This window comes from Mucilaginibacter sp. GW821-FHT07H05 (assembly GCF_059418485.1).
Window position 1 is genome coordinate 13,351 of sequence record NZ_JBWKPY010000008.1, and the last position, 12,638, is coordinate 25,988.

Genomic DNA, 12,638 nt, shown 5'->3' on the forward strand with positions numbered 1-12,638 from the left:
GACTGTGTAATTATACTTTAGTATACCGGCTGATCGATGGTTAACTCGTTGATGCGTTGATTAGTATTCTGCAATAGCTGATCTAACTCCTCCGAACTGCGCTGGAGCATGGTTAAACATTCATCCCTTTCGGCTTCATTTTTAGCAGCTTGCAGCACGGTAACCAGGCCCTGGATAGAACATACCGGGCGCCGCAACTCGTGCGAGTTAGACCAGGCTATCTCCTGCAGGGCGGTATGTTGGGCCATTATTTTTTGCTCGCGGTCTTTCCGTTCGGTAATTACGTTTTCTACCGAAACAAAGAATTGCAGTTTCCCGGTCTCATCAAAAATGGGTGAGATATTGATCTGCGACCAGTAAGACTCGCCATTCTTTTTATAATTGATCATTTCATCGCTGAAAGCCAGCTGCTCCATAGCCGCTTCCCGAAGCCGCCCGATGGTTTGCGGATCGGTTTCCGGCCCAAAAAGGATCTCATCCGGGCTTTTCCCAATAACATCTTCCAGGGTATATCCGGTAAATTGGCTAAAGGCCTGGTTCACCCAAAAAATAAGATGGTCTGCGCCTACAATAACTACCAGGTTATTGATCTTATCCATAATCTGCGCCATGATCCGGCCCTCCTGCTCTGCCTTTTTGATCTTTTCATAATTCTCGGCCAGTGCATCCCTTAATTCCTGCTCCTGCCGTACAGCGCCTTGTAATTGCACCACATCAGTCATATCCGTAACCATAACCATTTTACAAGGCTGCTGGTTAAAATTAACATTATGTGATACGATGGATACCGGGAAAATCTCGCCGCTGCGTTTGATGTGCCGCCATCGCCCTACATCCCGGGTTTGCTCCGAATTACCTTTCAGGGCTTCCTTTAATAAGCCACGGTCTTCCGCGGGGCGGATGTCCCAGATAGACATGCTCAGAAATTCGTCCCGGCTGTAGCCATATTTGGCAATCGCCGCATCGTTAACGGCAACAAAAGCGCGGGTTTCGATATGGAAAACCCACATGGGGTTAGGGTTTGATTCAAAGAGATTACGGTACTGATCCATCGATTCTTTCAACTGGCCTTGCTGCCGGCGGATATACCGGTAAAGCCCCAGGGCTGTTAGTCCAAACAGCAGGCAGTTGTTCAGTATCCGGATGCATTCCAGGTAAAAGGGGGTAATGCCGTGTTCCAAAGATGAGATCAATAGGTCGCTGCCTAATGCCCAGCCCAGTCCGGCTAAAAAGATGAGAAGGTAGATTTTAGTTGACTGCACAGTAAATTAGATCTTATACTACAGTTATACGTAAGAGCCGTCAGTTTGTTGGTACATACTTCTTTTTGCTGAATTGGCAATATAAATGTGCTAATGATATTATTTTGAAATAATTATTACCCACAAATGTTAAGTTACCGGCTGTGGATTGTTCTTGTATACCGTCATGGCTGCCGGATAATCAATTATTTAACCTGATTTACGGCGTGCCCCGGTCCGACCATTTCTCGAACTTGCCCATCAGTTCTTCCAGTTGAATAGGCTTACCGATATAATCATCCATCCCCGCCTCCAGGCATGCTTGTTCATCGCCTTCCATAGTATTGGCGGTAAGGGCAATGATAACCGGCTGCTTTACCAGCGTTTTCCTGATCAGTTGGGTTGCTTCCAGTCCATCCATTACCGGCATTTGCATATCCATCAGGATCAGGCCGTAATCTTTTTGATTGGCTGCTTCCAGCGCCTCGCGTCCATTTTTCACCACATCCGGCTGGTAACCCAGCTTATGCAGGATATGTACAATCACATGCTGGTTCATCAGGTTATCTTCTGCTACCAGCAAAATGTATGGATATTTTTCACTAAAATCAACCGACAGTTTTTTCTTCACCACCCCTTCCGGTGCGGCAGGCATGTGCTGTTGCAGCGCGTTCAGGATCTGTTTGCTAAGCACATGCTGCCTGATGGGTTTGGTCATAACCGATACAAAAAGCTCGCGTTCATGATCTTTAAACTCTTCGCCTATGGAGCTGAGCAGCATAACAGGGATCTGCGGGTGCCGCTCGCGGATATGCCGGGCCAGCATCATCCCATCCATTCCGGGCATCTGCATATCGGTGATCACCAGGTCGATAGCCGGATCGGCAGACAGGATCCCCAGCGCTTCCTCGCCGGTTTTGGCTAATACCGGCTGTAACTTCCAGTACTCAAACTGGCGCTTTAAAATAGTCAGGTTTGTAGCATTATCATCAACGATCATGATCTTCTTGCCTTCCTGCTCGCTCATACTGTAATACGTATAAGGCACTAATATCTTGGTCCCGGTTTGGGTGCTCACCGTAAATGAAAAGGTTGAACCCAATGCCGGCTCGCTGGTAACGCTGATCTCGCCGCCCATCAATCTAACCAGTTTTTCGGAGATAGCCAGGCCCAGCCCGGTACCGCCATATTTGCGGGTAGTTGAAGAATCTACCTGGGAGAAGGCCTTAAACAACCTGCCCAGTTTATCCGCCGGTATACCTATCCCGGTATCGCGCACATCAAATTTTAGTTCTAACAAATCATCCTGCTCATTCTTTTCCACATGCACGCAAACACATACTTCTCCGCGTTCGGTAAACTTCATGGCGTTACCTACCAGGTTAATCAAAACCTGCCGCAGCCGCAAATGGTCGCCTACAATTTGCAGGGGTACATCTTCATCAATCTGGTAAATCAGGTCCAGCTTACGCTCGGCGGCACGTGTACCAAAAATATCCAATACATCTTCAATACACTGGCGCAGGTTAAAATCCTCGCTTTCCAGTTCCATACTGCCCGATTCTATTTTAGAAAAATCAAGGATATCGTTGATCACATTCAGCAGCGTATCGCCGCAGGTTGTAATCGTTTCGGTAAACATCAGCTGCTCATCGGTTAAATGGGTTTCCCGCAGCAGGGCGGCCATCCCTATCACCCCGTTCATTGGCGTGCGGATCTCATGACTCATGGTAGCCAGGAAGATACTTTTGGCCTGATTGGCCTGCACCGCATCGTGCCGGGCCTTTTCCAGTTCAAGGTTAGAGGTCCTGAGTTGCTCGTTAGCTTTTTCCAGCACTTCCTCGTTCCGTTTCCTTTCCTGCGATAACTGGGCTTCTTTTTGCAGTTCTGCCATTTGCAGGGTCTGGTTAACCTGCAGCTCGTTATATTTCTCTAACAGGTAGCCCCACAGGCCGCAAATGAAAAAGATGACCGCCGCCAGCAGGATGTGGATCACAAAGGTTTGCAGGTCAAAATAATCGAGCCGGGTAAAATATATGGTTGTGGAGCCGCTATTTTGCAGGTAGCCAAACAAAGCATGATGAATAAGTACCACCAGCATAATAGGGATCTGCAGTTTCCATTTTTGGTAGGTGATGAGCAGGGCGCTGCCAATAAAGGCGAAAAAGTGCATTTCAAACAAGCCATGCATCTGGTAAATATACTGCGCCATAAAAATGCCCAGCACAGCGCTTAATACATATTGATATAAATCAGAATCGGGCAGGGCTTTTTTAACAGAGTAGTAAGCCAGCAGCGAAATACCCCCTATGCCAAAGGCGATAAGCCAGGTATCATAAAACAGGGCGAACACCAACCCTACTACAAAGTACCCAGCCAGGAAGTAATTCATTAACCGGTCTGATCTTTTCTTAACTCCAAACAGAAAGAAACTTGCAGGGTTACCCGGTACGATAAGCTGATGATCCATTATATTTTTTAATAAGCATATTTAATTTTTGCAATCGGGCAAACGGCAACCATAAGAGGTAAGGGCCAGTTGACTGAAAGTCAGTTGTGTTTGGTTGTGCAGGAAACCGGTAAGCGCTATTTTGGCATAACTGGTTTTTTCATCTGTACAATAACGGCTGCTGTTATAATTGCCGCGGTAATATAAGCGGTGCTGCCCGTCAAGCAGTACGGCCTGGGGTGTAGAATAAACCCCGCACGAAACAGCCAGCGACGGATCAAACAAAACCGGCAAACGGATATCGAATTTATCCTGGATCGTTTCAACTGTAAAAGGTTTAGCGCTCATCACAACGATAACGAAATTTACCTGGTTGCCGTATTGATGTACCAGCGATTTAAAATGAGCCATATTAAACCGCGAACAAGGGCAATCGGGGTTAAAAAAATGCAGGAAGACAGGCTTGTTGTTATACGATTGCAATTCCTTACTTAACTTAATCACCTTGCCGGGTTTCACGGGCTGATAATTTTCGGGCACAGGTGTAGGCAACTGGTATACCCAATCGTTATACCAAAACAATGCCCCTACTGCCAGAAGCAGTAGCAGCAGCCAGGTCATCACTATTGCCTTCTTCATGCTGTTATTGTTTGTTTACGTAATATCGCGCCGGAAAGTTCCATATTCGCATTTTTCGGCACCCTGATCCGCGAAAATCAGTTAACCTTTTTCCGCTTAAAAGCGTGCTGATTACCAGCACCTGTGCGATTGTAAAGCGGATATTTTGCCCCTTCGGTTTTAATGATACCGGCTTTCTCCGCTTCTACCATTTCTTTATACCCTGAAGGTACCCATTCCGGCCTGATCTTATCCCTATTCATTTTTGATCGCTTAAATTTACTAAATAATTTCAAAAACCGAACAGCCGCGCCATCTGTAAGGCAGCATTCATTTTCAGAAAAGTGAATTTTTACGTTTAAAAGGAAGATTTTTGACTGTTGATGTGATGAAATGGTGAAGATGCACCCCAGTCTATCATTAAATTAAGATGAGCAGAACTTCGGAGAGTTTAAAGCTTTGTAGAACAAATAACAAAAATACGAACAACGCCGGTAGGTGTTGAACCCCTATTGTTGAGTACCGACGGCACTTTAACATGGATTGATCCTTTTTTACAAAGCTTTTGCTCCTATTGGAGCAAGCTACCGTGTATCCACATCTCTTTATGATTAATAAAAGTTCGATGCCCCGGAGGGGCTACCTGTTTGTAGCAAGTAAAAAAAACGAAAATGCCTCGGAGAGGCTACCCCATATCGAAATGTATGATTCGATTTGCAATTGAGGGCAGCACCTACGGAGCTGTGACGTTTTCTTCGATCAAATACCTACAAACAGGTAGCCCCTCCGGGGCATGAAAAAGGTATGGGCACACGGTTGCGGGCAGGGACAAACCGCTTAAATAATAATATTGGCTGTTAGCGAGGACATTACTGTTAAACGTTATGGATAAGCGCTGAATTTAAAGATACAGGCACCCTACAGATCCCTTTTATCCATAATCACACCCTTCCCTGTCACATTAGGGCCGTAAAATAAGCCATAACTGTGTTTAATACCATAAGTTTCCATCAGCCTTTTTTGCAATGCTTCAGGTTGTTTTTTGCCGTTTACAATCAGTTCTGTATCGCTCAACCCGAATGATTCCACATCGGCAATACCGGGTACTACCTTTTCGCGCACCAGTTCCTCAATTACTGCATGCACACGTGCCCGGTCACGGGAAATATCAACCTGCGCCCCCCTTTTCTTTGGTTTGGATTCGGTATATCTTAAAGTGGTATCATTTCGGGGCTCTTTTACCCGTTTTTTCGGGACGGGCAACGAAGCCGCCATGGCCGAATCATGCTGCATCTTTTTATTGAAATGCTTTTCGGGCCTGGGGTTGCTGGCAACTATTGTGGTATGCGGCTTATGTACTTTACCGCCAAGCGCCGCGTCTATCTGTTGTATCAGCCATTGGTAAGTTTCCAGTTGCGCCTCATCAACCGGCTTATCGTTTATAGCCAGCGTGGTTAGTTTATTGGCCGCGATAATGATATGGTAATGATTGCCCTTGTTATCGGTTACATCCATCTCCCGGTTGGCTTTATCTTCATTGGTATGGTTAAACTGTATCCTGGTAAAGCGCAGGGTAGTATCTGTGGCCGTATCGGGTGTTTCGTTATCTGCAGGCAGGGGCGTTACTGTATTATTTTTAATAGCTGCCGGCGGCATAACCTGCACATATTTTTGCTGTGCCCGCGTTGTTGGCAAAGTGTGCGAAACCACATTTTTTAGCTGTACCACTGTATTTTTTACGCCCGATTTTACCTGTGGAATAAAAGTAAAGGCCGAAAGAAATACCATCCCCAATAAAAGCACCATTATTTCCATCATCGTCAGCCTTTTATTTTCCTGGTTCACCATGCGTTTCAGGCGGTCCATTAATTGGTTCTTTCTGAAGCTTAAAGCCATGGCTAAGCCGGCAGGTATATTTTTATGATCCTGAAAGGCCAGCAGCGCTTCAAGGTAACTCCCCTTGTGACTAATATTATCCAATACCATATCATCGCAGCAGGCTTCCCTTTCCTCGCGGATAAGGGCCGATAGCCACAGCACCGCGGGATTGAAAAAGAAAACAGCCTCAACCACGCTTTGTAAAATATTAACCAAATAATCGCGCCTGTAAATGTGCGCCAGTTCGTGCAGTAAAATGGTATCAACCTGACCGGTAGTTAACTGAAATATCATCCCGATGGGCAGCAAAATAACCGGTTTAAATAAGCCTACGGTTACCGGCACCTTTACCAGTTCTGATTGTAACAGGGTGATTTTTTTACGGATCCCTAAGCTTTGGCTAAAAGCGGCAACCTTATCTTTCCATTCGTCGCTGATCTGGTGTATTTTATGTTTGCGAATGCGGCTAATGTAAAAAACACCGCTCATCAACCTCAGGCTTTTGTAAATAAAGCAGGTTAGCCAGATCCCGAAGATCCAGCCGGATGCCCGGGTAATAAAACCCACAGCATTATTGAGTAACCCGGTTTGAAAGGTATATGTTGCATTGCTGTTAAACACCGCTTGTGCCGGTGAAATATCTTTAACCAATGTTGCAGTACCGGCTGCCTTTTGTTGTGTATAAGTAATACCAGCCTCGTAATACAGGGTGTAACCTACACTGCACACAAATACAACCAGTAAGCCGCACAATAACCGGTAACGCAAAAGCGGCGTAGCCCTGCGTGTACAGGCGATAATTATTCCCGCCAAGGCGGCAATAACCAGCCCCAGCCAAAGCGAATGGATCAGCGTCCAGCAAATCGCTTTAATCTCCCTGTCGGTAAACCATTGGTTAAAAAGCAGTGTTTTCATTACTCGTCAGATTTTTTTTGGTCTATTTTTTTGATCAGCGCTTTATACTCGTCCATTTCCTGTGCCGATAGCTTTTGGTTGCCCAGCAGCTGCATCATTAAACTGCTTGCCGATCCGTTGAACAAAGTATCCACTACCTTATCCAGCAAAAAACCTTTTGTTTTGCCTTCTTCTACCGCCGCCCAATAAATATGCTTCATCTGGCTTTCGTCTTTTTTCAGCAAGCCTTTTTCCACCATAATCTGCATCAGCTTTAAGGTCGACATATAGATCACCTCGCGCGTTTGGGCATTCAGCTCATCATTTACAAAACGCGCTGTCGACGGGCCTGCCTTCCAAAGCACCTGCAATATTTCCAGTTCTGATTTGGTGGGCTCGGCCGAGGCGGCTTTTTCTTTCTTTGGCAATTTCATAAAACAAGTATAAGAAATATTTCTTATGCAAGCAATTATAGCAGATTTATCTTCATCACTAAATTAGCTTCGCGCGGTACCCGGTTTTTAACAAGATCCTTAATCTGGCCGGTCAGGGATTTCAGGTCGGTTGTTTTGCCATCTTTTGGCGGTGATACGGTGTTTACCGGTATGGCCATATCGCTTACTTTAACTGCCCGCCATATCACATTTTCATGCGGTAAAGCCAGTTCCAATATCATACCGGGCAGGCCTCCAAAGCTTTCGGGCCCGCCGGAGATATGGATCTTTTCTGCAAAAAAAGCTACCACATAAATAGAATCCATTACAATGGCATTAGCCCTGCGGCAGGTATAGCCCGCAACTTCCCGGGTTTCATCGGTTATTTTCCATTTTATTTTCCGGGTGCTATCAGCCAGTAAAAAATTCTCGCCAAAAACAGTTTTTTGCATCATAGTGGTGCTGTTTGCCCGGTCGCAATAAACCACATTATTTTGCGATGCCATCGGTACAGAAAAAGCCGCCCCTGTTGATGATTCCCGATCTACCGGGGTAAACAAAGTTTTGTTGTTGCTAAACACAAGCGTACTTTTTAACACTTTAAACTGCGGATGCCCTATTTGGTATTCTTCAAACAATTGCTGCTTATTCGCCGCTGCGTTTTTACCCACTATCTGCCCTTTTTTAATCAGCGCGTACATATTCACTGTTTTTTCAAACTCTATAGTTCCGCTAATGGTAAAGCGGGCTTGCTGGGCCAGTACGTGTTGACTGCCTAAGCATAAGCAAAACAAAAATGCTAAGTGTTTCATTGATTTTAATTTTTAACGGGGTTAGTACCAAACTTGCTAAAGTCCCAGCTTAACGACAGAAAGAAATACCTGCCTATACTGTTATAGCTGCTTTGCGTAATGGCGTTAGCGCTAACGCTGCGGTTTAAATTCATATTCTGGTTCAGCAGGTTATTTACGATGAAGGATAGTTTCAGGGCATCGCTTTTCAAAAACGCTTTTGATACAAATGCATTTAGGCTGGTGCGGTACTGGGCTTCCAGGTTTTGGGTAGCCGCCGTATAGTTATAGGAAACGCTGGTTGCAAACTGGAACCTCTCAGGTAAAAAGATAGTTGCCGAACCATCCGAATAAAGGCCCGCGGCATTATTGTTCCGCTGCTGTGACGAAAACGTATTAACGGTATAATTTGGAGCCACTACTGCCGAAAGACTGTATTTTTTTAACTTGTCTTTCCGCAATTGCAATGAAGCCCAGTAGCTATTGCTGTTTGATGTTATCAGTACATTATTACTGTAATTATAAGCGCGGTTAGCCGTGGTAAACAGCTCAATTTCGGCATTCAGATCTGCTGGTTTTATGGCAAATCCAAAGTCGGTAGAAAACGAATAATTATACGGCGTTTGCCCCTGGAGGTTTACAAACCGGAAGGTATTTTTACCGGCAGCGTCGGTTGCAATACTATTTACAATAGCATCCGGGGTAAACCGGTATGAGCCGCTTAAATTCAAGCTCGTTCCGCTGAATGGCTGGGCAAAACGGTAACGAAAGCTAAAACGGTGACTGAAGGATGGCTGCAGATCGGGGTTACCCAACACGATGTTAAGCGGGTCGTTATTTACCTTAACCGGCTGCACCTGGTCTATAGTTGGCTGTATGGTACTGCCGTTATAATTAAAGGTAAAGCTTTTTTGCTGCGATATGCGGTAAACATAGCTTACCTGCGGCATCCATTTCATAAAATTGCGGCGGTAAATACTTTTGGTATCCACATTGGTTTGCTCAAAATCAACAAGCGAAACCTTTGTGCCAAAATTCAACACCGTTTTATTATAGTGGTAATTAAATACCGCGCCAAGCTGGTTTGTTAGCTGGTTAAACTGGTAGTTGTTGCTGTATAATGTATCCAACCTGTCGTACCTGCCCGGCGCCGACGCATTAAACGTTGCGCGGTCTGCACTGCTGTTGTTGATGCCAATACCATAATTGGATACCAGCGCAAACCGTTTCGACAATGGTTCTGAATACGTGATATTACTGCTCAGTACCGAAATACCCAGGTCGGTTGTTTTGTACTGATCTATCAGCCGCGTGCTGTCTTTAGTTCCGGATGCGTTATAAAAATCTAAAGCCGAATTTTGATAGCCGGTAGTTTGATTACGGTTATAAGCCCCGCTCAGCAGCCACGATAAGGTGCGCCCCGACCGTTTAAATTTTTTGGTATAAAACGCGCTGGCGTTGAATATATCCAGATCGGTATTATTACGCTGGCTTTGCACATTGCGGTTAAGCAGGTTGCCGGCCTGTGTTGTATTGGTTAGGTAATTGTTTTTAGACTGCGTGTTTTTCAGCGTCCCATCGGCAGTTATTTTGATATTGGATGATGAATCAAGATTAAACTGGTAAGCAGCATCCAGTTTTTGCCTGAAAGCCGAATTATCGAAATTGCGGTTGGTATTGCTGTTAAGTATGCCCGATGGCAAACTTTGTTCGGATATAACCGTATTGATGCCGTTGATGTCTAAGTACCCTGTTTTGTAATTGGCATTCAGTATTTCTTTACCGCCCTTCCACTTGCTATCGTAATGCAAACCGCCTGTACGGGCAACAGGCAATCCCCTGTCGTTATAAACGCCATTAAATCCGTCCTGATCATCAGTGCCGGCTAAAGGCATGATAACCACATCGCCCAACTGCGCACTGTTACCGCCTGCGCCCAGTCTGCTGTTATCAGCCTGGCCAATGCTGATTTTCCCGGTATTGGCGGCGGTACCGTACGCGGCATACTTTTCCCCGGGTTTAAAGTGGTTGTATAAAGCCTGCGCCTGGTAAAAATCCCGGTTACCGGCACCCGCTTCCATTTTGCCAAATGCACCCCGGTTTTTGTCCTCCCTTAGCTTAACGTTAAGGGTCTTTATCTTCACGCCATCGTCAATCCCTGTAAAGGTAGCCTGATCGCTTTTTTTGTCGTACAACTGTACCTTATCCACCATATCCGCCCGGATATTTTTGGTTACCAAAGTAGGGTCATCTCCAAAAAACTCTTCGCCGTCCAGCAATACCTTTGTTACCTTTTCTCCGTTCGCTGTTATCGCGCCGTTTTTATCTACCTGTATCCCCGGGAACTGCTTGAGCAGGTCTTCCACTTTATCATTGGGCTGTATCACATAGGCTTTGGCGTTAAACTCTGTTGTATCGCCTTTTATTTTAATAGCGGTAACCGCCCCTTTAATAATTACCTCGTGCAGCAACCGTGCTTTAAGCTGCATATTGATAGCCCCGAAATCGTGCGACGGATGTGCTTCATCCAGGTAAAACGGCTCGGCATAATCTGCATAATCCGGATAGGTGGCCAGCAGGATATACTTGCCCGCCGTAAGGCCGTCCATCACAAATGTTCCATCCTGGTTGGCATAGGCAAACTGGCATAACATCGAGTCCCTGGCGTTTAATACATAGATGGTGGTGTTCAGCAACCTGGTTTTTATTGCCGTATCAATTACCGAGCCCCTGATGCTATGCCCCTGCTGTGCAAATGCCCCGCAAACGCCCAGGCCGAAAATTATCGCTGCGATTAAACCCGCCCTGAAATGGTGAAATGGTTTCATGAATCAAACATAAGAATAGTTTCTTATGTTCAAAACGATTTTCAGCCAACCTGAAATAACACACTGATAATCAGATCAATAAAATTAAGAAATTTTTCTTATGTTTGATCATTCAGCTAAAAAAGATTTGTTTTTCCAGGTGTGGGCTTTACCCTACAAATCCGTTGCTTCTTTTAACAAGCCCGCTTTTTGTTCGGCCGTAAATATGGACGATTGCTGCAGGTTTGCTTTAAAATCTTTTATGGTTTGTTCGGTTGATTGCTTTAAAGCCTTTTGGCATTTGGCTATATTGAGATAACCCTGTACAAAGTTAGGGTATTGCTTAACCAATTGTTGCCAGGCTAACAGGGCATTAGCATAATCATTTTTATTATAAAAGGCATAACCCTTGCCATTTAATATCCCTAACGAAAAGGATAACGATGTACCATAATGCGTTTTGATTTTTTGCTTCAGCTCATCAATAATCCCGACGCTTTTATTTTGCTCGCCAATGTATTGGTTCTGGCAGCTATACCAATACTCAAAAACCTCGTACAGCGACCTGCTAATGGTTAAAGCAGGGGTAGTGTTATGGTCGGCTTGCGGAAACCACCAGCCATCCGCGTTAAAATTATCAGACTTAAAACCCGGCGCTTTAAGCGCCGCGGTCAACTTTTTATAATCCTGGGGATAATCATTCCCCATGGCATAGCGGTAGTAAAGCATGTGGTTTAACCCGGTATTTTTTATTGCCTGCGGAAGCAAAACGGCCAAATTAAGCGGGGACTGCTCTATAAACGGACTGATGGAAACCACCGCATTTAATTCCTGCGCATGCTTAGCCAGCAGGTAAGTAGTAAAAAAGCCATACCGCGAGTGCCCTATCAGCATGGTGAACGGGCTTGCTTTAAAACTGCCGCGCAGCATGGGGATCAGTTCGTTAAAAATATAAGCTTCGTTCTTTTCGCCCATGCCCGATGTATCACTGATCTTAAATTGTGTTTCGCGGTAGCGGTTGCTGCCCCGGCCGGCCTCTACACCTACAATAACAGCCGATGGCATTTGCTCGTTGGCCGTCAGATAATCGATAGCCTTTAAGATGTATTGATACTGCCGTTGATTTTGCATATCGAAAACTACGATGAGCGGGAAGCTTTGCGGCAGGTTTTCCTGATACTCTACCGGTACGGTTATCTGTAAGTGTTTTTTATAGCCCAGGTTTTTAGTAAGATAGGTTGTATCCTTTAAGATGCGGTATCTTTCCAGGCTTTGACCGCGGCAATTGAAGATGAAGGCCACCAGGCCGATGAGCGTAAGCAGGGGTGTTTTTATAGATGCAGACATAGATGATATTTCAGTATATTTTATATTATTCAAGTATACGTCAGACTACTGAAAATCCCCGCCGTTACAAACGGAAAAATTTTTATGGAATTATTTCTCCGTAAACCATGGCAAGCTTAACGTAATTTATGAGCCGCTTTCGCTGAAGGCTAACCGGCGGCAAGGTGAAAAAAATGACC

At 45.1% G+C, this 12,638-nt stretch carries 9 protein-coding genes; all 9 read right to left on the reverse strand.

Annotated features, from left to right (window positions below; translation table 11 throughout):
- Positions 1-17 precede the first annotated feature (17 nt).
- The 9 genes from AC07M6_RS20280 to AC07M6_RS20320 all read right to left on the reverse strand — a co-directional run bounded on the left by AC07M6_RS20280 (position 18) and on the right by AC07M6_RS20320 (position 12,459).
- Complete coding sequence (locus AC07M6_RS20280; RefSeq protein ID WP_494892615.1) at positions 18-1,262, reverse strand: PAS domain S-box protein; 1,245 nt, start codon at positions 1,260-1,262, stop codon at positions 18-20.
- A gap of 199 nt (positions 1,263-1,461) precedes the next feature.
- Positions 1,462-3,711 (reverse strand): response regulator, encoded by a 2,250-nt coding sequence (locus tag AC07M6_RS20285; RefSeq protein WP_494892616.1) that lies wholly within the window; start codon positions 3,709-3,711, stop codon positions 1,462-1,464.
- Positions 3,712-3,732: 21 nt separating this feature from the next.
- The gene (locus AC07M6_RS20290) at positions 3,733-4,329 is read right to left on the reverse strand and encodes a TlpA family protein disulfide reductase (protein WP_494892618.1); all 597 of its coding nucleotides are present in this window, start codon (positions 4,327-4,329) and stop codon (positions 3,733-3,735) included.
- A gap of 77 nt (positions 4,330-4,406) precedes the next feature.
- Positions 4,407-4,571 carry a hypothetical protein gene (locus tag AC07M6_RS20295; RefSeq protein WP_494892619.1) on the reverse strand — a complete coding sequence of 55 codons (165 nt, stop codon included), beginning with the start codon at positions 4,569-4,571 and terminating at the stop codon, positions 4,407-4,409.
- A 655-nt stretch (positions 4,572-5,226) separates the two neighbouring features.
- Entirely contained in the window at positions 5,227-7,101 is a 1,875-nt protein-coding gene (locus AC07M6_RS20300) for a M56 family metallopeptidase (RefSeq protein WP_494892620.1), read from the reverse strand.
- Positions 7,101-7,514: a BlaI/MecI/CopY family transcriptional regulator gene (locus AC07M6_RS20305; protein WP_494892622.1), complete on the reverse strand. Its 414-nt coding sequence runs from the start codon at positions 7,512-7,514 to the stop codon at positions 7,101-7,103. The genes AC07M6_RS20300 and AC07M6_RS20305 overlap by 1 nt, the downstream gene beginning before the upstream one ends.
- Positions 7,515-7,549: 35 nt before the next feature.
- Positions 7,550-8,326 (reverse strand): GLPGLI family protein, encoded by a 777-nt coding sequence (locus tag AC07M6_RS20310; RefSeq protein WP_494892624.1) that lies wholly within the window; start codon positions 8,324-8,326, stop codon positions 7,550-7,552.
- A gap of 5 nt (positions 8,327-8,331) precedes the next feature.
- The gene (locus AC07M6_RS20315) at positions 8,332-11,133 is read right to left on the reverse strand and encodes an outer membrane beta-barrel protein (protein ID WP_494892626.1); all 2,802 of its coding nucleotides are present in this window, start codon (positions 11,131-11,133) and stop codon (positions 8,332-8,334) included.
- Between the two features lie 153 nt (positions 11,134-11,286).
- Positions 11,287-12,459 carry an alpha/beta hydrolase-fold protein gene (locus AC07M6_RS20320; protein WP_494892628.1) on the reverse strand — a complete coding sequence of 391 codons (1,173 nt, stop codon included), beginning with the start codon at positions 12,457-12,459 and terminating at the stop codon, positions 11,287-11,289.
- Positions 12,460-12,638 lie beyond the last annotated feature (179 nt).

What these genes read in the sequence shown, in the direction of transcription:
- AC07M6_RS20310 (WP_494892624.1), bottom strand. Translation starts at nt 8,326, where the DNA reads ATGAAACACTTAGCATTTTTGTTTTGCTTATGCTTAGGCAGTCAACAC.
- AC07M6_RS20295 (WP_494892619.1), bottom strand. Translation starts at nt 4,571, where the DNA reads ATGAATAGGGATAAGATCAGGCCGGAATGGGTACCTTCAGGGTATAAA.
- AC07M6_RS20300 (WP_494892620.1), bottom strand. Translation starts at nt 7,101, where the DNA reads ATGAAAACACTGCTTTTTAACCAATGGTTTACCGACAGGGAGATTAAA.
- AC07M6_RS20320 (WP_494892628.1), bottom strand. Translation starts at nt 12,459, where the DNA reads ATGTCTGCATCTATAAAAACACCCCTGCTTACGCTCATCGGCCTGGTG.
- AC07M6_RS20305 (WP_494892622.1), bottom strand. Translation starts at nt 7,514, where the DNA reads ATGAAATTGCCAAAGAAAGAAAAAGCCGCCTCGGCCGAGCCCACCAAA.
- AC07M6_RS20290 (WP_494892618.1), bottom strand. Translation starts at nt 4,329, where the DNA reads ATGAAGAAGGCAATAGTGATGACCTGGCTGCTGCTACTGCTTCTGGCA.
- AC07M6_RS20315 (WP_494892626.1), bottom strand. Translation starts at nt 11,133, where the DNA reads ATGAAACCATTTCACCATTTCAGGGCGGGTTTAATCGCAGCGATAATT.
- AC07M6_RS20285 (WP_494892616.1), bottom strand. Translation starts at nt 3,711, where the DNA reads ATGGATCATCAGCTTATCGTACCGGGTAACCCTGCAAGTTTCTTTCTG.